20 protein-coding genes are annotated in these 22,377 nt (G+C 69.8%); 8 read left to right on the top strand and 12 right to left on the bottom strand.

The annotated features are described in order from the left end of the window. Positions 1-2: 2 nt before the first annotated feature. The 3 genes from AB0N89_RS24890 to AB0N89_RS24880 all read right to left on the bottom strand — a co-directional run bounded on the left by AB0N89_RS24890 (position 3) and on the right by AB0N89_RS24880 (position 4,320). Entirely contained in the window at positions 3-1,199 is a 1,197-nt protein-coding gene (locus tag AB0N89_RS24890; RefSeq protein ID WP_364208351.1) for a cysteine desulfurase family protein, read from the bottom strand. 48 nt (positions 1,200-1,247) lie between these two features. After that, entirely contained in the window at positions 1,248-2,636 is a 1,389-nt protein-coding gene (locus AB0N89_RS24885) for an MFS transporter (RefSeq protein ID WP_364208348.1), read from the bottom strand. A gap of 409 nt (positions 2,637-3,045) precedes the next feature. Continuing rightward, positions 3,046-4,320 carry a LuxR C-terminal-related transcriptional regulator gene (locus AB0N89_RS24880; RefSeq protein WP_364208345.1) on the bottom strand — a complete coding sequence of 425 codons (1,275 nt, stop codon included), beginning with the start codon at positions 4,318-4,320 and terminating at the stop codon, positions 3,046-3,048. Between the two features lie 136 nt (positions 4,321-4,456). Here AB0N89_RS24880 and AB0N89_RS24875 point away from each other — a divergent pair, with 136 nt between their 5' ends. Continuing rightward, on the top strand, positions 4,457-5,347 hold the full coding sequence (locus AB0N89_RS24875; RefSeq protein WP_364208342.1) for an NADP-dependent oxidoreductase: 891 nt from the start codon (positions 4,457-4,459) through the stop codon (positions 5,345-5,347). A 423-nt stretch (positions 5,348-5,770) separates the two neighbouring features. Here the strand turns inward: AB0N89_RS24875 and AB0N89_RS24870 are convergent, their stop codons facing one another. The 4 genes from AB0N89_RS24870 to AB0N89_RS24855 all read right to left on the bottom strand — a co-directional run bounded on the left by AB0N89_RS24870 (position 5,771) and on the right by AB0N89_RS24855 (position 9,447). Then, positions 5,771-6,721, bottom strand: coding sequence for a lysophospholipid acyltransferase family protein (locus AB0N89_RS24870; RefSeq protein ID WP_364208339.1), 951 nt, complete (start codon positions 6,719-6,721; stop codon positions 5,771-5,773). After that, positions 6,718-7,500: a GNAT family N-acyltransferase gene (locus AB0N89_RS24865; RefSeq protein ID WP_364208336.1), complete on the bottom strand. Its 783-nt coding sequence runs from the start codon at positions 7,498-7,500 to the stop codon at positions 6,718-6,720. Before AB0N89_RS24865 ends, AB0N89_RS24870 begins: the two co-directional genes overlap by 4 nt. Before the next feature lie 175 nt (positions 7,501-7,675). Beyond that, positions 7,676-8,635, bottom strand: a complete 960-nt coding sequence (locus tag AB0N89_RS24860) for an electron transfer flavoprotein subunit alpha/FixB family protein (protein WP_364208334.1) — start codon at positions 8,633-8,635, stop codon at positions 7,676-7,678. Between the two features lie 26 nt (positions 8,636-8,661). Beyond that, the gene (locus AB0N89_RS24855; protein ID WP_364208331.1) at positions 8,662-9,447 is read right to left on the bottom strand and encodes an electron transfer flavoprotein subunit beta/FixA family protein; all 786 of its coding nucleotides are present in this window, start codon (positions 9,445-9,447) and stop codon (positions 8,662-8,664) included. Between the two features lie 243 nt (positions 9,448-9,690). Here AB0N89_RS24855 and AB0N89_RS24850 point away from each other — a divergent pair, with 243 nt between their 5' ends. Beyond that, entirely contained in the window at positions 9,691-10,542 is an 852-nt protein-coding gene (locus tag AB0N89_RS24850) for a DegV family protein (protein WP_364208328.1), read from the top strand. Here AB0N89_RS24850 and AB0N89_RS24845 read toward each other — a convergent pair. Next, positions 10,523-10,945, bottom strand: coding sequence for a hypothetical protein (locus AB0N89_RS24845; RefSeq protein ID WP_364208325.1), 423 nt, complete (start codon positions 10,943-10,945; stop codon positions 10,523-10,525). The genes AB0N89_RS24850 and AB0N89_RS24845 overlap by 20 nt on opposite strands. A gap of 70 nt (positions 10,946-11,015) precedes the next feature. Between AB0N89_RS24845 and AB0N89_RS24840 the strand changes: the two genes are divergently transcribed. The 5 genes from AB0N89_RS24840 to AB0N89_RS24820 all read left to right on the top strand — a co-directional run bounded on the left by AB0N89_RS24840 (position 11,016) and on the right by AB0N89_RS24820 (position 15,409). Further along, on the top strand, positions 11,016-11,789 hold the full coding sequence (locus AB0N89_RS24840; protein WP_364208322.1) for a methyltransferase domain-containing protein: 774 nt from the start codon (positions 11,016-11,018) through the stop codon (positions 11,787-11,789). Further along, entirely contained in the window at positions 11,786-13,297 is a 1,512-nt protein-coding gene (locus AB0N89_RS24835; RefSeq protein WP_364208319.1) for a glycoside hydrolase family 57 protein, read from the top strand. The genes AB0N89_RS24840 and AB0N89_RS24835 overlap by 4 nt, the downstream gene beginning before the upstream one ends. 14 nt (positions 13,298-13,311) lie before the next feature. Next, positions 13,312-13,797 carry a glutathione peroxidase gene (locus tag AB0N89_RS24830; protein ID WP_364208316.1) on the top strand — a complete coding sequence of 162 codons (486 nt, stop codon included), beginning with the start codon at positions 13,312-13,314 and terminating at the stop codon, positions 13,795-13,797. A 317-nt stretch (positions 13,798-14,114) separates the two neighbouring features. Continuing rightward, the gene (locus tag AB0N89_RS24825; RefSeq protein ID WP_364208313.1) at positions 14,115-15,179 is read left to right on the top strand and encodes a serine protease; all 1,065 of its coding nucleotides are present in this window, start codon (positions 14,115-14,117) and stop codon (positions 15,177-15,179) included. Then, positions 15,179-15,409 carry a hypothetical protein gene (locus AB0N89_RS24820; RefSeq protein WP_364208311.1) on the top strand — a complete coding sequence of 77 codons (231 nt, stop codon included), beginning with the start codon at positions 15,179-15,181 and terminating at the stop codon, positions 15,407-15,409. The genes AB0N89_RS24825 and AB0N89_RS24820 overlap by 1 nt, the downstream gene beginning before the upstream one ends. Here AB0N89_RS24820 and AB0N89_RS24815 read toward each other — a convergent pair. Further along, positions 15,397-17,163: a sugar-binding domain-containing protein gene (locus AB0N89_RS24815; RefSeq protein WP_364208308.1), complete on the bottom strand. Its 1,767-nt coding sequence runs from the start codon at positions 17,161-17,163 to the stop codon at positions 15,397-15,399. The two genes, AB0N89_RS24820 and AB0N89_RS24815, sit on opposite strands and share 13 nt — an antisense overlap. A 108-nt stretch (positions 17,164-17,271) precedes the next feature. Here AB0N89_RS24815 and AB0N89_RS24810 point away from each other — a divergent pair, with 108 nt between their 5' ends. Then, positions 17,272-18,525 (top strand): glycosyltransferase family 4 protein, encoded by a 1,254-nt coding sequence (locus tag AB0N89_RS24810; protein WP_364208305.1) that lies wholly within the window; start codon positions 17,272-17,274, stop codon positions 18,523-18,525. A 168-nt stretch (positions 18,526-18,693) separates the two neighbouring features. Here AB0N89_RS24810 and AB0N89_RS24805 read toward each other — a convergent pair whose 3' ends face one another. From AB0N89_RS24805 to aceA, 3 genes are all read right to left on the bottom strand, one after another. Continuing rightward, entirely contained in the window at positions 18,694-18,825 is a 132-nt protein-coding gene (locus AB0N89_RS24805; RefSeq protein WP_364208302.1) for a hypothetical protein, read from the bottom strand. A 358-nt stretch (positions 18,826-19,183) separates the two neighbouring features. Continuing rightward, complete coding sequence (gene aceB / locus AB0N89_RS24800) at positions 19,184-20,788, bottom strand: malate synthase A (protein ID WP_364208299.1); 1,605 nt, start codon at positions 20,786-20,788, stop codon at positions 19,184-19,186. Positions 20,789-20,887: 99 nt separating this feature from the next. Beyond that, positions 20,888-22,174, bottom strand: coding sequence for an isocitrate lyase (gene aceA, locus AB0N89_RS24795; protein ID WP_007031644.1), 1,287 nt, complete (start codon positions 22,172-22,174; stop codon positions 20,888-20,890). Positions 22,175-22,377: the final 203 nt, after the last annotated feature.

The following is a 22,377-nucleotide window of genomic DNA, read 5'->3' as shown; positions in this document are numbered from 1 at the left end:
CCTCACACCTCTTGCTTCTGCGTCTGCTTGCGCATTCCGGCGAGCCCCGCCTGCCTCGCCCTGTCGACGACGCCCGCGATCTCCCTCGAAACCGCTTCGACGTCTTCCGGCGCCGAGGTATGCCCGAACGAGAACCGCAGCGACCCGCGCGCGGCCGCCGGATCGGCACCCATGGCCAGCAGCACGTGGCTCGGCTGCGCGACCCCGGCCGTGCACGCCGATCCAGTGGAACATTCGATGCCCTTGGCGTCCAAGAGCATCAAGAGACTGTCACCCGCGCACCCGGGGAAGGTGAAGTGGGCGTGCGTCGGCAGACGCTCGCCCTCGCCGCCGTTGAGCACCGCGTCCGGCACCTCGCGCCGGACCGCTTCGATCAGGTCGTCCCGCAGTTCGGCGACGCGTTTGGCGTACTCCTCGCGGCCTTCGACCGTGGCCTTCACCGCCGTCGCGAACGCGATCACGGCGGGCACGTCGAGGGTGCCCGAACGCACGCTGCGCTCCTGGCCGCCGCCGTGCAGCACCGGAACGCACGAGGTGTCGCGTCCGAGCAGCAGCGCGCCGACGCCGTACGGGCCGCCCAGTTTGTGCGCGGTCAGGGTGAGCGCGGCGGCGCCGCTCTCGGCGAAGTCGACCGGAACCGCGCCGACCGCCTGGACGGCGTCGGTGTGCAGCGGGATCTCGTGTCCGGCGCAGACGGCGGCGAGCTCGACGATCGGGTTGACCGTGCCGACCTCGTTGTTCGCCCACATCACGGTGGCCAGCGCGACCGTCTCGGGGCTGTCGCCGATGGCCTCGCGCAGCGACTCCGGGGACACGCGGCCCGCCTGGTCGACCTCGATCCAGACGATCTCGGCGCCCGCGTGCTGCTCCAGCCACTCGACGGACTCGAGGACGGCGTGATGCTCGACGGTGCTGCACAACACCCGGCGGCGCCGCCCGTCCTCGCCGTGGCGGGCCCAGAAGATGCCCTTGACCGCGAGGTTGTCGCTCTCCGTGCCGCCGGCGGTGAAGATCACCTCGGACGGCCGGGCGCCCAGCGCCTCCGCGATCACCTCGCGGGCTTCTTCGACCCGGCGGCGGGCCCGGCGGCCCGAGGAATGCAGCGCGGAGGCGTTGCCCACTGTGGACAGCGCCTCGGACATCGCCGCTACGGCTTCGGGCAACATCGGGGTGGTCGCCGCGTGGTCGAGATAGGTCATCGCCTTACCAGGGTAGACCGCTCCGGGGCGTGACCAAGCCCACCCTGGTCAGCGGGTGGCCCCGCTCATACCCGACGGCCACCGGCCGGTCAGCCGTACCCCGAGCAGCGCGATGCCGGTCAGCAGCACCGAAAGGACCAAGATCGCCACCGTCGGCTCCTTCGCCGAAGCGATCGAAGCGAGCAGAACTCCGCCCAAACCGATGGTCAGGGCCGATCCGACCCAGTCGCCGAGCTGCAGCGCCGAGGTGTTGAACCCACGTTCGGCCTCCGGCGAGTAGCGGAGCAGCAGGACCGAGATCGCGGGCATCGCGATGCCCATCCCCGAGCCGCCGACGGCCGACGCCACGAAGGCCATCCAGGCGGGGAACGAGGGCAGCGGCACGAAGACGAAGATCGCCAGACCGGCCGCGACCAGCGCGAACCCGGTCCGCAGGGACGCCTCGCGAGACCAGTCGAGCAGGCGGCCCTGCAGCATCGACCCCGCCGACCAGCCCAGCGCGGTCACCGTGAGCGGCAATCCGGCCAGCGCGGGGCTGTAGCCGTGGACCTCGGTCATCGTGAGCGGCAAGTACGCCTCCATCCCGGCGTACGCGCCCGCGATCAGCCCGCGCGAGGCGATCACTGTCGGCAACCCCGGCCGCGACGTCAGCGTCCCGGCAGGCAGGAGTTTGCGGAGCGCGTACGCCAGGGCGACCAGTCCGGCCGCGCCGTAGGCCAGCGCCGGGAGCGACGGGTGCTGCGCCGCCCAGGTGAGCGCGGCGACGCCGAGCGCGGCGACCACCGCGGGCACGACACCGGCACGGCGGGCGGACTCGCCGGGCACGTGCTCCGGCAGTTTGCGCGTGACGACGACCAGCAGTCCCACGCCGACGGCGGTCAGCGGGATCAGCCCGAGGAACACCCAGCGCCAGCCGACGCTCACCGTCACCACGCCCGCGATCGACGGCCCGATCACCGCGGGCAGCACCCACGCGGCGGCGTTGGCGGCGTAGATCACCGGGCGTTCGCGGTCGCTGAAGGTGAGGGCGATCAGCAGCGACACCGAGACCAGCAGGAGCCCGGATCCGAAGCCCTGCAAGGCCCTGCCGAGCAGGAGCAGCGGCATGTCGTGCGCGAGCCCCGCCACCAGCAGCCCGACGGCGAACAACGCGGTCCCGGCGAGGAGCGCGGGCGCCGGGCCCTTGCGGTCGCCGAGCCGTCCGGAAAGGACGGTCGCGACCACGCTGGCGACCAGGAAGGTGGTGAAGGGCCAGGCGTACAGGGCGAGGCCGTCGAGGTCGGCGACCATCGTCGGCATCGCGGTCGCGACGCCCATGCTCTCGAACGCGATGAGCGTGACCATGAGCAGCAACCCGATCGTGGTCACCCGGTGCTCCGGTGTCCAGAGCACCCCCTTCGGCTTTTCCCCAGTGATCGTCATGGGGAAAGCGTGCAACCTCCAGTCCGGTGGAGGTCAAGCTATTCGTGAGTGGTTCGGGTTAGAGCCAACCGTGTCTTGGGTACCTGCGGTCGGGTGGTTTCGCGTGACCGGCGGGACGACACGCGTGACTGGGCGGACGTCTCGCGTGATTGGACGGACGACACGCGGTAGGACTCGGCCGTGGCCGAGTGTCGTCCGTCTGATCACACGTGTCGTCCACCCAATCACGCGAAAGTACCGGCTCGGCCCAGGTGGTCGTGAGTGCGATTCAGGTTGTTGAGGGGTAAGGCAAACGTGACGTGCCGCTCAGGTGCGCGCCGAATGTGGCATTGGGGACGGTGAGTGTCCCCAATGCCACATTCGGGGCACCCCTGGGGTTCGGTGACTCGACGTCGTGTCCTGAAGGGCCATTCCGCGGCGCGACTCACGACACCTGGATGACGGGCGCCAGCCGCAGCTCCCGCGCCAGCACGGCGGCCTCTCCGCGCGACGTGACTTCGAGCTTCCCCAGGATCTTCCGCACGTGGAACTTCACCGTGTGCTCGGTCAGCTGGAGCTCCTCGGCGATCTGCCGGTTCCGCTTGCCGCGCGCGATCCCGGCGAGGACTTCGAGTTCGCGCGAGTTCAACCTGTCCAGCGGGCGCAGCTCCGGGGTCTCCGGGACACCGAGCGGCAGGATCGCGGCGATCGTGGCGCCCCAGCCGGGGACGGCGTCGACCTCCCAGCGGCCGTCGAGCGGGGTGATCCGTTCGGTGAGACCGGCGCCCGGCACGGCGCGGGCGACGTCCGGCCCATCGTCGCGCACGGTGATCCGGAGGGCGCCGCCGTCGATCGTCCAGGAGGCCCGGACCCGGGTGCTGCCGCGTTCCAGCGCGGCGAGCACCAGTCCCCGGGTGACCGTGCGCGCGGTGTGCGCGATGTCCTGCGGGAGCGGCCGCTCGTCACCGGGACCGGCCAGGTCGACGGTCACTTCGTTGTGGCGCACCAAGGGATCCAGCTGCGCCGCGAGGGTGTCGAACGCCGCCGACGCTGGTTCCGCCGAGAGCTCCTGATCGCGATCGGCGACCGAGCGCAGTTCGACGAGCGCGGCCGCGGCGAGGTCGGTGGCCGTCTGCCGGGCGGCCGCGTCGCCCAGCTGCCGGGAGCGCAGGACGGCGAGCAGGGACGCCAGCGTGGTCGCGTGGGTCTGTCCCAGATCGGTGATCGTCTGCGCCCGCGCCGTCGCGGCCGCCAGGTTGCTCGCGATGATCTCGGGTTCGGGATCCGTGGCGCGCTGGGCGGCGTTCACGCTGACGATGTCCCACAGCCTGGCGACGATCCCGAGCGCGCGGTCCGCGGGCACGTCCGCGGTGGGGACGAGCGCGATCATCGCGCCCTTGCCGATCACCGGCGCCGAGGTCAGGACGACGAGCTTCCGCCGCTCGCCGCCCAAGGTCTCTTCGGTCACCACCGCCTGCCCCGGGACGCCGAGCGCCGCGAGCCGCTGCAGTTCCGCGCTCGTGACGGCGCCGGTGATCCCCGGATCGCCGTGGACCTTGATCGGGATGCGGGAACAGTCGCCGGTCTCCATGGCGGCGGCCCGGTGCGGCAGCACGGCCGCGGCCGCCGCGGAGAAACGCGGCAGGAGCTCGGCGCGCGTGGCGGCGAGCATGTGCCCGACCTGGCTCAGCACGTACAGCGGATCCGACCACTCGTCCATGAGTCCACAGTAAGCGCGTCGTCCCCGCGCGACGCTGCTCGCCCGGCTAGTCGACACTGCTCTTCCGAGCGGTTCGGGCGGGGTCCGGGCGGCGGTTGACTCTGATCGCAGCGAAGAAATCCACTGAGGAGTGAACATGCGAGCGATCACCATCACCGAGTACGGCGACACCGACGTCCTGCGTCCCGCCGAGGTCACGGTGCCGGAGCCCGGACCGGGTCAGGTGCGGGTCGCGGTCAAGGCCGCCGGTGTCAACCCGATCGACTGGAAGATCCGGTCCGGTGCCATGGCGGAGGTCCGCCCGGTCGAGTTCCCGCACATCCTGGGCCTCGAATTCGCGGGCGTGGTGGACGCGGTGGGCGAAGGCGCCGGATTCGCCGTCGGGGACGAGGTCTTCGGCTGGTCCGACACCGGGACTTACGCGGAGTACGCGCTGGCGAGCAAGGTCACCCGCAAGCCCGCCGGGCTTTCGTGGTCCGAAGCCGCCGGGCTGCCGATCGCCGGTGAGACGGCGTTGCGGGTGCTGGGCGAACTCGAGGTCAAGCCGGGCGAGACGGTCGTGATCCACGGGGCGAGCGGCCAGGTCGGCCGGATCGCGACGCAGGCCGCCGTCGCGCTGGGCGCCACGGTCGTCGGGCTGGCGGGTGCTTCGGCGCTGGACGAGGTCAAAGAGCTCGGCGCGGTGCCGGTCCAGTACGGCGACGGCTGGGTTTCGCGGGTCCGCTCGGTCGCGCCGGACGGCGTCGACGCGGTGTTCGACGCGGCGGGCTTCGGCGTCCTGGGTGACTCCGTCGAGCTGCTCGGTTCACCCGACCGGCTGATCACCATCGCCGACCCTTCCGCGTACGCGCAGGGGGTGAAGTTCTCGGCCGGCGGGGAGGAAAGCGCCGCGGTGCTGGAGGACCTCGTGTCGCGTGGGCTGAAGCTCAAGCCGGGTACGGCTTACGCGCTGGCGGATGTCGCGGAGGCGCACCGGGAAAGCGCGACCGGGCACGCGGGCGGGAAGCTCACGCTGACCCTGTCTTGATGCCGGGGTGTGTCAAACGCTGGATGCCATGAACGGATGCGCGAGCGGTCGTGTCGGGCGCCAAGGTCCGTGAAGGCCTCCTTGAGGGACCCAGGGTCCCTCAAGGAGGCCTTCACGGACCGGTGCTCGGACGCGATGAGCGAGGTGACGGGACTCGCCTCGGGTCTCGCGGTTCTTGGCCGTGACGGACGCTCAGGGGTGTGCACGGGCGGCTTGACACGCCACGTTCGCCCTGCCACTCAAGAGAACACGAATCGCCACTCACGACCCCTGGGCCAAACGCCGCAAGTCCCTCTTCAGTCACACCGGCCACCTGAAGGACGGGGACCTTCGCGGAACCAGGCAGGTGTGCGACTTCCAAGTGTCATGAAAGGGCCTTTCAGGACGAAAAATGTCCTGAAAGGCCCTTTCATGACATGCGCGCTACTGAGAGACCGCCTCGGGAGCGGGAGGAGCGACCGGAGCCACAGCAGGAGTCGCGACCGCGGGAGGAGCGACGGAAGCGGGAGCCGCAGCAGGAGTCGCGGCCGGGACGCGCCGCCGCCGCTGCGCCGGGATCTGCACCCGCCCCAGCGCCGCCTGCACCGCGGACTCCGCCAGCGCGGCCAGTTCCCGCCGGTCCGCAGCGCGGCCCGGCGCGATCTCCGGGCACACATGCACCTCTAGCACCAGACCGCGCAGGGCCGCGACCCGCCGCAGGGACGCGATGAGCGACTCCGGCCCGATGAACGCCGGTTGCGTCGTCTCCCGCCCGTCGGCGAGCCGGAAGCGCAGCGCGAGCGGCCGTACCGGGACACCGCCGTCGATCGCGGCCTGGAAGGTCGCCGGGCGGAACCGGCCCGAACCCTGACCGCACCAGGTGGTGCCTTCCGGGGTCACGCTGACGAGTGATCCGCCGCGCATCGCGCCGGCGAGTTCGTCCATCGTCGCGGGCAGGCTCCGCAGGTTCTCCCGGTCGAGGAAGATGCTGCCGCCACGGCGGACCAGCAGGCCGAGCACCGGCCAGGTGCCGACCTCCTTCTTGGCGAGCGCCCGCATCGGCTGGACGGCGTTGACCGCGATGATGTCCAGCCACGAGATGTGGTTGTTCACCACGAGCGCGCCGCGGCCCGGTACGGCACGGAACCGCTCGTCACCGAGTACGCGCAGTTTCACCCCGAACGAGCGAAGAATCCCCGCGAAAAGCAGGCGCACCAACCGTTCCCGGGGCATGCCGCGCAGCACGAGCACCAGCGGCGCGGTCAGGAAAGCGCCGAGGATGACGCCGATCGCCGCGGTGAACCGCAGGACGCGCCGCGGGAACGCCACCGTCGGCGCCCCCTCGGTCAGGCAGCCGTCGCCGCACGGCGACTTCGGCATCCAGGCGTGGGTCATCCCTGCTCTCCCAGGAAGAACTTGAGGTACCGCTCGTCGACGTTGTGCAGATCCAGCAGGACGAAGAAGTCCGCGACACCGAAGTCCTCGTCCAGCGCGGGCGGACCGTAGGTCTTCGCGCCCAGGCGCGTGTAGCCCTTGATGAGCGGCGGGAGGATCGCGCGGTCGGGCCGCTCGACGCCTTCGGTCCGCCACGGGTTCAACGGGGTCACGCGGAGCGACTCGTCCGCGTAATGCTTGGCGCGCAAGACATCCCAGACTCCGGCCGCGTAGCCGCCGCCGTCGTTCAGCGGCACGGACGCGCAGCCCGCGAGGTACCGGTGACCGGCCAGCAGCATGTAGCGTCCGATCCCCGCCCAGACGAGGCTCACCACGGCGCCGCTGCGGTGGTCGGGGTGCACGCACGAACGGCCCGTCTCGACCAGCGAAGGGCGCAGCGAATCGAGCGCCGTGAGGTCGAATTCGCTGTCGGAGTAGAGCTTTCCGGCCCGCACGGCCCGATCGGGCGGCAACATCCGGTACGTGCCCACGATCTCGCCGGTGTTGTCGTCGCGCACCACGAGGTGATCGCAGAACTCGTCGAAGTAGTCGACATCGAGTCCGGGTTCGAGCGAATTGAGTGTCGCCCCCATTTCCTCGGCGAACACCTGATGGCGAAGGCGCTGCGCGGCGACGACTTCTTCGTTTCCGTTGGCGACGAGAAGGGAGTAACGCGGCGCGTCGGCCGGGAGTTCGACACCTGCCTGGTCAGTACTGACGAGGAGCTGTGACGTCGTCATAACCAAAGGTCTACCCCCGGAGGGGTACCAACGACAATGCGCCCGATGGCCGATTAGTGCACGTTCAGTTAATTGCGGGTTCTCAGGCTTCTCTCAGGGTGGGAGATCACTTCCCGGTCACGGAAAAGGGGCCGCCCGGGAAATAATCCCGGACGGCCCCTCGACGACAAAGGGGTCAGCCCTTGCGCTTCTTGACCTCTTCGGCCAGCTGCGGCGCGACGTTGAACAGGTCGCCCACCACACCGAAGTCGGCGATCTCGAAGATCGGCGCCTCGGCGTCCTTGTTGACCGCGATGATGGTCTTCGAGGTCTGCATGCCCGCCCGGTGCTGGATCGCGCCGGAGATGCCCAGCGCGATGTACAGCTGCGGCGAGACCGTCTTACCGGTCTGGCCGACCTGGAACTGCGCCGGGTAGTAGCCCGAGTCGACGGCGGCGCGGGAAGCGCCGACGGCCGCGCCGAGCGAGTCGGCCAGCGTCTCGACGACGTCGAACTTCTCGGCCGAGCCGACACCGCGGCCACCGGAGACGACGACCGAGGCCTCGGTCAGCTCCGGACGGTCGCCGCCCACGATCGGCTCGACACCGGTGACCTTGGCGGACTTCGCCGGGTCGCCGGCGGGGACCTCGACGGTCTCCTCGGCGGCGGCACCGTCGGCCTGGGTCGCCTCGACCGCGCCCGGGCGGACCGAGATGACCGGGACACCCTTGGTGGACTTGGACTTCACGGAGAACGCGCCACCGAAGATGGACTGGTCGACGCTGCCGTCGCCGTTCACGCCGACGGCGTCGTACAGCAGACCGGAGCCGAGGCGGACCGCGACCCGGGCGGACACCTCCTTGCCCTCGGCGCTGGCCGCGACGAGCACGGCGGCCGGGGAGGTCCGCTCCGCGAGCGCGGCGAGGACGTCCACCTTCGGGGTGACCAGGAAGCCGGTGGCGTTGTCACCCTCGGCGACGTACACCTTGGCGGCGCCGTGCGCGGCGAGGGCTTCCTTCGCCTTGGCGGCGGTGCCGGTCGGGCCGACGACGACCGCGGACGGCTCACCCAGTTCCCGAGCGGCGGTCAGCAGCTCGAGCGTGACCTTCTTGACTTCACCGTCGACGTGGTCGACGAGGACGAGTACTTCAGCCATTTCCCTATTCCTCCTCGAAACCTGTCTCAGATGAGCTTCTGCGCGACCAGGTAGGCGGCCACCTTGCTGCCGCCGTCGCCCTCGTCCTCGACGCGCTCACCGGCGGTGCGCGGCGGCTTCGGGGAGGCTTCGAGCACGGACGACCAGGCGTTGCCGAGGCCGACCTCGCCGGCGTCGAGACCCAGGTCCGCGACGGTCAGCGTCTCGACCGGCTTCTTCTTGGCGGCCATGATCCCCTTGAAGGAGGGGTAGCGCGGCTCGTTGATCTTCTCGCCGACGCTCACCACCGCGGGCAGGTTCGCCTCGAGGTGCGTGACGCCGTCCTCGGTGTAGCGGTCGGCCTTGATCGAGGTGCCCTCGACGGTCAGCTCGTTCACGTGGGTCAGCTGCGGCAGGCCGAGCAGCTCGGCGATGATCGCCGGCACGGCGCCACCGCGGCCGTCGGAGGCCTCGTTACCGGTGATGACCAGGTCGAAGCCTTCGACCTTCGAGATCGCGGCGGCCAGCACCTTGGCGGTGGCGATCGCGTCGGAACCGTGAAGGACCTCGTCGGAGACGTGGATGGCCTTGTCGGCACCCATGGACAGCGCCTTGCGGATCGCGTCGGTCGCGCGGTCGGGACCCACCGAGACGACGGTGACCTCGCCCTCTCCGGCTTCCTTGATCTTCAGGGCTTCTTCGACGGCCTTCTCGTTGATCTCGTCGAGCACGGCGTCGGCGGATTCGCGGTCAAGAGTGTTGTCGGCACCGGAGAGCTTCCGCTCCGAGTAGGTGTCCGGTACCTGCTTGACCAGGACAACGATGTTCGTCATGGGTCTACTTCGACCTCCCGTTAGTGGCCGGCGTCGGCCACGGGGCAACAGCTCTACTGGCCGGTAGATTAGGGCCATTTCGGCGCCGCGGCCCGCCGAGGTGACCTCATTCACCTGGATGCACGTTTTACTGGGACCATCGTCCAGGTTTTTCACCCGGAAGTGAGTGTAACCGGGAGACTAACCCGAACGGCCGTACTCGGGGGTACTCCCGGTAGAGGCGAGGGGTTAACCTGCCGCACCATGCGTTCCATGCCCGGCCCTGTCGCCGTGATCACGGACTCCACCGCCTGCCTCCCCGCCCCGGTCGCCGAACGCTGGGGAATCGGCGTCGTTCAGGTTCAACTGCAGGTCGGAGAGCAGTTCGACGAGGAGAACCGCTACGACCGCGAAGAGATCATCGACCGGCTGCGCGCCGGGACGCCGGTGAAGACGGCGCCGCCCGAGGTCGCCGCGTTCTTCTGGGCGTTCCAGGACGCCGCGAGCCGGGGCGCCTCGGCGATCGTCAGCGTCCACATCTCGGGACGCATGTCGGAGACGGTGAACGCCGCCCGCGAAGCCGCCCAGCAGGTGAACGTCCCGGTCCACGTGCTCGACAGCGGGACCACCGGGATGAGCCTCGGTTTCGCGGCGACGTCGGCGGCCAAGGTCGCCGCCGCGGGTGGCCAGGCGAGCCGGGTCATCGACGCGGCCGAGCGCCGGTTCCGCGGCAGCCGGGAGATCCTCTACGTCGACACGCTGGAGTTCCTGCGGCGCGGCGGCCGGATCGGCGCCGCGCAGGCGTTCCTCGGTTCCGCGTTCTCGATCAAACCCCTGCTGACGCTGAAGAACGGCGAGGTCGCCCCGCTGACCCGGGTGCCGGGTCAGCGACGGGCGCTCAACAAACTCGTCGACCTCGCGGTGGAGTGCGCGGGCGATCAGGACGTCGAGATCGCGATCACCCGGTTCGGCCCGGACGAACGCGATCTGGAGATCGGCGGGCGGCTGCGGGCGCGGCTGCCCAAGATGGTCGACAGCACCCTGGTCGACGCCAGCATGATCCTCGGCGCCCACCTCGGCCCCGGCGCCATCGGCATCACGGTGTCGCCGGTGTAGCCCGCCTCCCGGGGATCAGCGCCAGCACCAGCGGGAGCCCCGCGCCCAGTGCCGTCGTCGCGATGATCAGCACCTGGTCCACCGGTTCGAAATGCGAGACGTGACCCAGGTGGTAGAGGAAGTGCGGCAGCCCGAACAGGAAGGTCGCGAGCGCCGCGAGCCTGGCCACGGCCGTCGTCCCGATCACGGCGGCGCCGAGCAGGATCGCGGCGAGCGCCAGGTTGAGGCCGCCGAAGTCGCGGAGCAGGTGTTCGTTGAAGGGGCCGTCCATCGCGACCCAGCCGGTGCGGAAACCGGGGAAGTCCCGGTAGAAGCCGTCCGGGCTGAGCAGTGGCCACAGCCCGACGGGCAGTTCGACGAGGCCGAACACGACGAGCAGTACGCGGGTGATTGTCCGTTGCATGTCTTCTGGACTGGACAGCGCCGCGAAACGTGACACGCGAGCCCAAGTGACCGGCCGGTAGGGTCGCGGCGTGACCACCCCAGCCACCAGGGCCGAAGCGCTGCACCTCACCGGTGAACGCACCGTGCCGGGCATCGCCGAGGAGAATTACTGGTACCGCCGCCACGAGGCCGCGTATCAACAGCTCCTGCCGCTGTGCGAGGGCAAGACCGTCCTGGAGGCGGGCTGCGGTGAGGGCTACGGCGCCGGGCTCATCGCCACCGTCGCCGAGCGGGTGCTCGCGCTCGACTACGACGTCCCCACCACCGAGCACGTCGCCCGCCGCTACCCCGGCATCGGCGTGGCCAGGGCGAACCTGGTGTTCCTGCCGCTGCGGGACGCCTCGGTCGACGTCGTCGCCAACTTCCAGGTGATCGAACACCTCTGGGACCAGGCCGCCTTCCTCGCCGAATGCCAGCGCGTGCTCTCCCCCGGCGGACGGCTGATCGTCACCACCCCCAACCGGCTGACCTTCACCCCGGACAGCGACACCCCGCTCAACCCGTTCCACACCAGGGAACTCGCACCGTCCGAATTGGACGGATTGCTACGTGACGCGGGCTTCGAGGTCGAGACCCTGCACGGCCTCCACCACGGCGAAGGCGTCGCGAAGCTCGACGCCAAATACGGCGGCTCCATCATCGACGCCCAGCTCGACGTCGTCATGGGGCAACTGCCCGGCCAGGCGACCTGGCCCGCGGAGCTGCTCGCCGACGTCGAAGGTATCCAGGCCGCGGATTTCGCCGTCCACGGTGAAGACCTCGACGCCAGCCTCGACCTGGTCGCCGTGGCGGTGCGCCGATGACCGAGTACGAGGGCACGTTCTGCCTCGTCGTGCACAGCCACCTGCCGTGGCTGCCGCACCACGGGTCCTGGCCGGTCGGCGAGGAATGGCTCTACCAGGCCTGGGCGCATTCCTACCTGCCGATGGTCGACCTCCTGCGCCGGTTCGCCGACGAAGGCCGCGAGGACGTCCTCACCCTCGGCATGACGCCGATCCTCGCCGCCCAGCTCGACGACCCGTACTGCATCGACGCCTTCCACGACTGGCTCGGGCACTGGCAGCTGCGCGCCTGGCACGCGTCCACGCTCTGGCGCGGCGACCCGCTGCTGCGCGACCTCGCCGCGAGCGAGTACCGGACGGCGGTCAAGGCGTCGGAAGAACTCGAAACCCGCTGGCGGCATGGCTTCTCACCGATCCTGCGGTCCTTTGTGGACAACGGGACGATCGAACTGCTCGGCGGCCCGCTCGCACATCCGTTCCAGCCGCTGCTCGACCCGGCGGTCCGCGACTTCATGCTGCGCGGCGGCCTGGCCGACACCGCGCTGCGGATCGGGCGTCGTCCCGAAGGCATTTGGGCGCCTGAATGCGGTTACGCGCCCGGCATGGAAACGGGATACGCGGCCGCGGGGGTCCGGCGGTTCATGGTCGACGGGCCGTCCCTGCACGGCGACACGTCGGCGGCGCGGACCGTCGGCGATTCCGACGTCGTCTGCTTCGGCCGCGACCTCGAAGTCACTTATCGCGTCTGGTCGCCGAAAGCCGGATACCCCGGGCACGCCGCCTATCGCGACTTCCACACCTGGGCGCACGAGGTCGGCCTCAAACCGTCGCGGGTGACCGGCAAGACCATCGAGCCGCCGGACAAGGCGCCGTACGACCCGGCGATGGCGGCGGCCACCCTGGGCGGCCACGTCCAGGACTTCGTCGACACCGTCGTCTCCCGCCTGCGGTCGCTCAAGGCCGAGCACGGCCGCGAATCGCTCGTCGTCGCCGCGTACGACACGGAACTGTTCGGGCACTGGTGGCACGAGGGACCGGCCTGGCTCGAAGGCGTCCTGCGCGCGCTGCCCGAGGCGGGCGTCCGCGTCACCACGCTCAAGGGCGCGCTCGAAGCCGGGCACCTCGGCGGGAAGGTCGACCTCCCGGCGTCGTCGTGGGGTTCGGGCAAGGACTGGCGGGTCTGGGACGGCGAGCAGGTCGCCGACATGGTGCGGGACAACACCGCCTTGCAGCACCGGATGCTCGACCTCGTCGCCGGGATGGACACCACGACCCGCGACGCCGTCCGCGATCAGGCCGTCGCCGAGGCGATGCTGGCGCTTTCGAGCGACTGGGCGTTCATGGTCACCAAGGATTCCGCCGCCGATTACGCGCGGCGGCGGGCGAAGACGCACACCGACCGGTTCGACACGCTCGCCGGGCTGCTCCGCGACGGCGCGCACGAGCGGGCCGGGGAGACGGCGGCCGCGTTCCGGCGCGACGACGGGCCGTTCGGTCACGTCGACGCGCGCGACCTGCTGAAGAAATGACGAAAGGGGAATCCATGGGCATCCACGACATCCCGCTGAAGACGCTGGCGGGCGAGGACACCACCCTCGGCGCGCTCGAAGGCAAGACGCTGCTGGTGGTGAACGTGGCCTCGAAATGCGGCCTGACGCCGCAGTACACCGGACTGGAGAAGTTGCAGGAACGCTACGCGGACAAGGGTTTCTCCGTCGTCGGGTTCCCGTGCAACCAGTTCGCGGGCCAGGAGCCGGGCACCGCCGAAGAGATCCAGACCTTCTGCTCGACGACGTACGGGGTTTCGTTCCCGCTCTTCGCGAAGCTGGACGTCAACGGGGAAACGCGGCATCCGCTCTACGCCGAGCTCACCAAGGCGGCCGACGCGGAAGGCGAAGCCGGCGACGTGCAGTGGAACTTCGAGAAGTTCCTCGTCGCCCCGTCCGGTGAAGTGGTGGGCCGATTCCGCCCGCGCACCGAGCCCGAGGACGAAACGATCACCGGGGCCATCGACGCGGCGATCGGCTGACGCGCGATTCGGCACAGGACGGGCGGGTTTCCGGAACGATCTGACGGAAACCCGCCCGTTTCCTTTTCCGGAAAACCGGTGACCAAAGTCCCCGAATGGCTGACCCGCCCGCGCGATGGCCGGTGGATCAATCACAAAGCCTTGCCACACAAGGGAATTCCCGCCATGGTCGGGTGAATCGGTGTACCCGATTGCACTATGGCGCGACCCCTCGACCAGGGGAAGACTTTCGTCGGGGCTCTCCACACACTGGGAAGAGGAATCTCGTCCGAGCCCGCACTTAGTCATCGCCGACAAACAAGAAAAGTGTGGCCGACATGATCGAAAAGAACATGCTACCCAAGGAATTCCTCTCACTGGCGACGGTACAGGCGGCCGAAGAGAACGCCCTCCTCGACAAACAGAACGTCGTGGGTGTCGCGCTCGGCACGAAGTGGTCGGGAGGAACGGACACCGGGGAAAAGGCGATCACGGTCCTGGTCGACACGAAGCTGCCGAGCGAACTGCTCCGCGACGACGACCTCGTCCCGGCGAAGCTGTCCGGGGTCCCCACCGACGTCCAGGAAGTCGGCGTGCTGCAAGCGGGCCGGACCGTCACCGCGCCGAAGGCCAACGGCGCGTCCCCGTCGCTCGCCGAGGCCCCGGTGCAGCAGCCCGCCCGCCAGGTCGAGGCTCCCCGCGAAGCCGTCGACCCGTTGACGCTGGCCAGGCGGTTCCGTCCCGCGTTCGGCGGGCTGAGCGTCGGCCACTTCGCGATCACGGCGGGCACGTACGGCACCGCCGTCTACGACGCCGCTTCGCTGCCCGGCATCCCGCCGCGGTACTACATCCTGAGCAACAACCACGTGCTGGCCAACACCAACGCCGCGGCCATCGGCGACCCGATCCTGCAGCCGGGCCCGTTCGACGGCGGCGTCATCCCCAGCGACGTCATCGCCAGGCTGAGCCGGTACGTGCCGATCAAGTTCATCACCCCCGGGCAGCCGGTCCCGCTGAACTTCGTCGACGCGGCCGTCGCCGAAGGCCAGTTCCACGACCTCGACCGGCGGATCTTCTGGGTCGGCGACCTCCGTGGCGTCAACGCGGCGCCGACGGTCGGCCTGCCGGTGCAGAAGACCGGCCGGACGACCAACTGGACGACCGGGCGGATCACCAACATCAACGCCACCGTCGACGTCAACTACGGCGGCGGCCGGGTGGCCCGGTTCGCGAACCAGCTGCTCACCACCAACATGTCGGCCGGCGGCGACTCGGGCAGCATCGTGGCGGAGCTGAACACCGACCAGGCCGTCGGCCTGCTGTTCGCGGGTTCGCCGACGGTCACCGTGGTCAACCGGATCACGCTGGTCGAGGCCGCGCTCGGGATCCGGGTGTACCCGTAGTGGCCGACGAAGTGTCCGGTTCTGTCGACGCCGCGCTCGTCACGGCGTCGCGATGGCTCGACGACGTCCCCGGGGTGGTCGGGGTCGGTCAGGGTGAGGCCGAGGGGGCACCCACGATCGACGTGTGGGTGACCCCCGGTCACGACCCCGGGCAGCTGCCTTCCCATCTGCTCGGGGTGCCCGTCAGGGTCCGTGATTCCGGCGGGCCGGTGGAGGCTCAGCCGGACTGACCCGCCTCGATCACCGCGCGGTTGCGGGCGGAGACCGCGGACGGATCCGCCTTCATCACGCGGCGGTCGTAGGTGAGCAGGCCGTTGACCTCGTTCTCGACGTCAGTGGTCTGGGTGTAGATCGCGCCGGAAAGGCCGGTTCCGGCGACGATCCGTTCGAGATGTCCGCTGACCTCCGCGTAGCGCTCGGTCAGCCGTGCCGAGGTCGGCGTCATCTCGTACGCCTGCGGTTTCCCCGGCCAGCGGTGCTCGTCGAGGACCAGGCCGAGGCCGCCGTACTCGCCGTCGACGATCACCCGGTGGTCCTTCACCGCGGGTTTCCCGGGTCCGACGTAGGTGTGGTCGTCGTAGACGTCGCCCGCGCCGGTGTCCGGCCGCGAGAAGCAGCAGTTCACCCCGCTGTTCGCGACGACGAGCCTGGTCGGGTCGAGGTCCTTCACCAGCTTGGCGATCCGCGCGGTGTCGAATTCGCCCCAGCCCTCGTTGAACGGCACCCAGCCGACGATCGAGGTCACCCCGCGCAGCTGCTCGACCATCTCGGCCAGTTCGGCTTCGAACCGCGCCTTCGCTTCGGGCACCGGATCGGGTGCCGTCCCGGGCGGGCCGTCGAAGGAGACGGTGAGCGACGGCATGTCCTGCCAGACGAGCAGGCCCAGTTTGTCCGCCCAGTGGTACCAGCGCTCCGGCTCGACCTTGACGTGTTTGCGGACGAAGTTGAAGCCGAGTTCCTTGGTCTTCTCCAGATCGAACCGCAGTGCCTCGTCGGTGGGGGCGGTGTGGATCCCGTCCGGCCAGTACCCCTGGTCGAGCGGGCCGTGCAGAAAGGTGATCCGGCCGTTGAGCGCGATCCGCGGCCTGCCCTCGGCGTCGGCGACCGTCCCGATCGTGCGCAGCCCGGTGTAGGACTCGACGACGTCGAGCACGGTGCCGCTCTCGTCGAGCAAGCGGACTTCGAGGTCGTAGAGATAGGGGGCGTCCGGCGTCCACAGGCGCGGCGCAGGCACCTCCGCGCGCAACGGCCGTCCCGCGTCCCCCGCGACGCGGGCCACTTCCCCGCCGCCGGGCTCGCTGACGATCGCTTCCACCCGGGCGCCACCTGTGACCTTCGGCACAACCGTCACCCCGGTGAGATCCGGCATCAGCCCGAGATCCGTGACGTGCGCGGGTGGCACCGGCTCCAGCCAGACGGTCTGCCAGATACCCGACGCGGCGGTGTAGAAGATCCCTTCCGGGGCGTTCCGCTGCTTGCCGACGGGATGCGTCGAGGCGTCGGTCCGGTCGACCGCGCGGACGGTCAGTTCCTGCGATCCGGACGGCCGCAGGACGTCGGTGACGTCCGCACTGAAAGCCGTGTACCCGCCTTCGTGGACGGCGACCTCCTGGTTGTTGACCCAGACCGTCGCGGACTGGTCGACGGCGCCGAAGCGGAGCATCACCCGCTGTCCGTCCCAGCCGGACGGGACCTGGAAAACCTTGCGGTACCAGAGGGTTTCGTCGTGCCGTCCGATTCCGGAAAGCGCCGACTCCGGCGGGAACGGCACCAGGATCCGCTCGCCGTAGCCGTTCCGGCCGGGCGATCCGTCCCCCGCGTACTCCCAGACGCCGTTGAGGTTCAGCCAGCGTTCGCGGACCAGCCGGGGGCGCGGGTACTCCGGAAGCGCGTTGCCGGGTCCGACCTGCGCGGACCACGGGGTCGACAGGACCGGTTCGACGGGCTTGAAGGCCGGTTCGGTCGCGTTCACCGAGGAGGTCATCGACCCGATGGTGGCAAAGATCGACGTCGCTGTCGCCCTCGCCCGGATCCGTCGCCGCGGGTGATCGCCCGGTCCCGGTGACGACCGACTCACGAGTAACCTCCACCCATGCGCGTGCTGATGTTGTCGTGGGAATACCCACCCGTGGTCGTCGGCGGACTCGCACGCCACGTCCACGCCCTGGCCCGGCATCTCGCCCGGCAGGGGCACGACGTGGTCGTCCTGTGCCGTCACACGGCGGGCACCGACGCCGAGACCCATCCGAGGACGGATCGCGTGGTCGAGGGCGTGCGGATCATCCGGGTCGCCGAGGATCCGCTGCACGTGACCTTCGAACGGGACCTCGTCGCGTGGACGCTGGCCATGGGGCACGCGATGATCCGCGCCGCGACCGATCTGCTGCGCGGCTGGCAGCTTGACGTCGTGCACGCGCACGACTGGCTGGTCACCCATCCCGCGATCGCGATCGCCGAGGCCGCGCGGGTCCCGCTGGTCGGCACGATCCACGCCACCGAGGCCGGACGGCACTCCGGCTGGCTCTCGCATCCGCTGAACCAGCAGGTTCACTCGGTCGAATGGTGGCTCGCGAACCGCTCGGACGCGCTGATCACCTGTTCGCAGGCCATGCGCCGCGAGGTGGCGCATCTGTTCGAGGTCGACGGCGACGCGGTCACCGTCATCCACAACGGCATCGAGGAACGCACCTGGCAGGTGCCGGAGGAAGAGGTCGCGCACGCGCGCGAGGTCTACAGCCCCTCCGGCGCGCCGCTGCTGCTCTACTTCGGACGGCTGGAGTGGGAGAAGGGCGTGCAGGACCTGCTCGCCGCGCTCCCCCGGATCCGCCGCGCCAAACCCGGCACCCGGCTGGTCGTCGCCGGCAAGGGCAGGCATCTGGAGGAACTGGTCGACCAGGCCCGCAAGCTGCGCGTCCGGCGCGCGGTGGACTTCGTCGGGCATCTGTCCGACCGCGAATTGCGCGCCATCCTGGCCGCGGCCGACGCCGTCGTGCTGCCCAGCCGGTACGAGCCGTTCGGGATCGTCGCGCTGGAGGCGGCCGCGGCGAAGGCGCCGCTCGTGGCGTCGACGGCGGGAGGGCTCGGCGAGGTCGTCGTCGACGGCGAGACCGGCCTGGCGTTCAGCCCCGGCGACGTCGACGCTCTCGGGGACGCCGTCGAGGCGGTCCTGGACGACGAGGTCGCCGCCGCCCGGCGGGCGCTGACCGCGCAGTCGCGTCTGGCCGCGGACTTCGACTGGGGCCGGATCGCGGAAGCGACGGTCGCGGTCTACCGGCGGGCTCGCGTCGGGGAGCCGGTGGAACTGGGGCGGCCGAAGATCGCGACGGGCAACGCTTTCGAGCCGTAAACCGCGTTTAGAGAACTGAACGCGCTGGGGCTCGTGGGGCTCACCCGCCTGCGAAGTACATGAAGGGGCGGAGGGGGAACCGGTACGTCGGGGGAACCGGATCCCCCCTCCACGAATGTCGCGGGTCGCGAGGGGCGCGACCCCCGGGGCTGCTCTAGGTGCCGAAGATCAGAAGTGGCAGGGGCGGACGCAGTCCGGCTGGGCCGCGACCGTCGCCGAGGCGGACAAGGCCGGTGCGGCGAGGACGACGGCGAGGACTGCGAAGGCCGCGGCCAAGACGCTTCTCAACTGCTTCTTCATGGTGGCTCCTCGGGGAAACAGGCGGAATTCCCACCCGGCGCCGAGCATCCGCGCGACCCGCCGCCGAAACAACGGGGGTATCACTAGGTACCGCTACCTATTCGCCATCCGTGACCGCTTCGTCCGGTCCCGTGAGTGTGCGCCAAGTCCGTGAAGGCCTCCTTGAGGGACCCTGGGTCCCTCAAGGAGGCCTTCACGGACCACGGAACGCACGCCCGACAGCGCTACCGGAAGAGCGCGCGCGTGAAGCGGGTCCGGCGGCGGGGAGCCTCCGCCGCCGGACCCGTTGGGCCACACCGTCCCAAACCGGTGTGGAACCCGGCCGCCCCGCGTCAGGTAGGGGCGGCCGGAGCCTGTGTCAATGCGTGGTCAGGTACCGCGCGTACGCGCCGGTGGTGAGGAAGCTCGGCAGCTTCTCGCCCAGCGCGGTCTCGGTGAAGAGCTCGTAGGCGTCGCCGAGCCGGTTGTCCTCGCCCAGTTCGGAACGCACCGACGCCAGCTCTTCGTCCAAATAGGACACGGCGAGTTCGCGGGTGAGCGCGGTGCCGTCTTCGAGCTTCGTGCCGTTGCGGATCCACTGCCACACCTGGCAGCGGGCGATCTCGGCGGTGGCGGCGTCCTCCATCAGGTTGTGGATGGCCGCCGCGCCGGTGCCGCGCAGCCAGGCGTCGATGTAGCGCAGCGCGACGTTGATGTTGGCGCGGACACCGGCTTCGGTGACCTCACCGCCGGCGCTGGCGACGTCGAGCAGGTCCTCGGCGGTGACGACGACGTCCTCGCGGAGCTTGCCGAGCTGGTTCGGCCAGCCGCCGAGCGCCTCGTCGAACACCTCGCGGCAGACCGGCACGAGACCGGGGTGCGCGACCCACGAGCCGTCGAAGCCGTCGTTCGCCTCGCGTTCCTTGTCCTGGCGCACCTTCTGGAGCGCGGTCGCGTTGATCTCCGGGTCCTTGCTCGGGATGAACGCGGCCATGCCGCCGATCGCGTGCGCCCCGCGCTTGTGGCAGGTGCTCACCAGCAGTTCGGTGTAGGCCCGCATGAACGGGACGGTCATCGTCACCTGCGCGCGGTCCGGGAGCACGAAGTCCGCGCCGTGCGAGGAGAAGTTCTTGATGACGCTGAAGATGTAGTCCCAGCGGCCGGCGTTCAGCCCGGCGATGTGCTCGCGCAGTTCGTAGAGGATCTCCTCCATCTCGAACGCGGCGGTGATCGTCTCGATCAGCACGGTCGCCCGGATCGTGCCGCGCGGGATGCCGAGTTCCCGTTGCGCCAGCAGGAAGACGTCGTTCCACAGCCGCGCTTCGAGGTGGTTCTCCAGCTTCGGCAGGTAGAAGTACGGGCCGCTGCCGCGGGCCAGCAGCTGGCGCGCGTTGTGGAAGAAGTAGAGGCCGAAGTCGACCAGGCTCGCCGAAACCGGGCGGCCGTCGATGCGGATGTGCTTCTCCACCAGGTGCCAGCCGCGGGGGCGGGCGACGATCGTCGCGGGCTCGTCGCCGATCGTGTAGCGCTTGCCCGCCTCGGTGGTGAAGTCGATGTTGCGGCGGATCGCGTCGAACAGGTTGAGCTGGCCGTCGATGACGTTGTGCCAGGTCGGTGAGGTCGCGTCCTCGAAGTCGGCGAGCCAGACCTTCGCGCCGGAGTTGAGGGCGTTGACCGTCATCTTGCGGTCGGTCGGGCCGGTGATCTCGACGCGGCGGTCTTCGAGACCGGGCGCGACCGGGGCGACCGACCAGCTGCTGTCGTCGCGGACGGCGTGCGTCTCGGGCAGGAAGCCCAGCGGCTCCTCGCCGGACTGCAGCTTCTCGCGGCGCAGACGGCGGGCGTCGAGCAGCTCGCGACGGCGTCCGGCGAACGCGTTGTCCAGTTTGGCCACGAAGTCCAGCGCGGCCGGGGTGAGGATCTCGTCGAACCGGTCACCGGCAGGTCCGCAGACGTCGATCCGGTAGTTCAGCTTCTCAACCATGGTGTGCCTCCGCTGGCTTCGCGAAAGAGAGAGTGGGGAAAGGGAGGTGGCGGTCCTCCGGGGTCGAAAGACCGCCACCTGTCACCTACTTGCGAGGGATCAGAACTGCTCGGCCTCGGTGGAACCGGCGAGCGCGGTGGTCGAGCTCTCCGGGTTCAGCGCGGTCGCGACGTTGTCGAACCAGCCGGTGCCGACCTCGCGCTGGTGCTTCGTGGCGGTGTAACCGCGGTCCTCCGAAGCGAACTCGCGCTCCTGCAGGTCGACGTAGGCGGTCATGCCCTCGCGGGCGTAACCGTGCGCCAGGTCGAACATCGAGTAGTTCAGGGCGTGGAAGCCGGCCAGGGTGATGAACTGGAACTTGTAGCCCATGTGGCCGAGTTCGCGCTGGAACTTCGCGATCGTCGCGTCGTCCAGGTGCTTCTTCCAGTTGAACGACGGCGAGCAGTTGTAGGCCAGCATCTGGTTCGGGTACTTGGCCTTGATCGCCTCGGCGAACTGGCGGGCGACCTCGAGGTCCGGCTTGGAGGTCTCCATCCACAGCAGGTCGGCGTACTCGGCGTAGGCCAGACCGCGGTCGATGCAGGGGTCGATGCCGTTGGTGACGTTGTAGAAGCCCTCGGCGGTGCGCTCGCCGGTGACGTACTTGCGGTCACGCTCGTCGACGTCGCTGGTGATCAGCGTGGCGGCCTGGGCGTCGGTGCGGGCGACGATCAGCGACGGCACGTTCAGCACGTCCGCGGCGAGGCGGGCGGCGTTCAGCGTGCGCTCGTGCTGCTTGGTCGGGATCAGCACCTTGCCGCCGAGGTGACCACACTTCTTCTCGGAAGCGAGCTGGTCCTCCCAGTGCACACCCGCGGCGCCGGCGGCGATCATGCCCTTCATCAGCTCGAAGGCGTTGAGCGGGCCACCGAAGCCTGCCTCGGCGTCGGCGACGATCGGGGCGTACCAGTCGATGTCGGTGTTGCCCTCGGCCCAGTTGATCTGGTCGGCGCGGCCCAGCGCGTTGTTGATGCGGCGGACGACGGCGGGCACCGAGTTGGCCGGGTAGAGGCTCTGGTCCGGGTAGGTCTGGCCGGAGAGGTTCGCGTCGGCGGCGACCTGCCAGCCGGACAGGTAGATGGCCTTGAGGCCGGCGCGGACCTGCTGCACCGCCTGGTTGCCGGTCAGGGCGCCCAGCGAGTGGACGTAGTCCTCGTTGTGCAGGAGGTCCCACAGCTTCTCCGCACCGCGGCGGGCGAGCGTGTGCTCTTCGACCACACTGCCGCGCAGCTTGACCACGTCAGCCGCGGAGTACGAACGCTTCACGCCCGCCCAGCGGGGGTCGGTCTCCCACTGCTTGGCCAGTTCGGCGGCCGCCTGCTCCAGCTGCTGCGCGTGCTGAGTCATCGGATTCTCCCGGGTGTTGCGAAGTTTGCGAGTGATCGCCTTTCCTGATTCGACCCTGACACGACAGGGGAAATCCGATCCAGGGCTCCAATTTGCCAATTTCTGCGAAGCTTCCGTAGCATCTTGCAAAGGTTGCGAATCTCGCGTTCGCAAGCGGAGCGAAAATCCACGGGCTTGACCGTTCACTGAATCGTTCAGGCCCG

Origin of the sequence: Amycolatopsis sp. NPDC089917 (genome assembly GCF_040684635.1) — a bacterium.
Lineage (GTDB): Bacteria > Actinomycetota > Actinomycetes > Mycobacteriales > Pseudonocardiaceae > Amycolatopsis.
The sequence above is the reverse complement of the archived record's forward strand: the minus strand, read 5'-3'. Positions and strand labels throughout refer to the sequence as shown.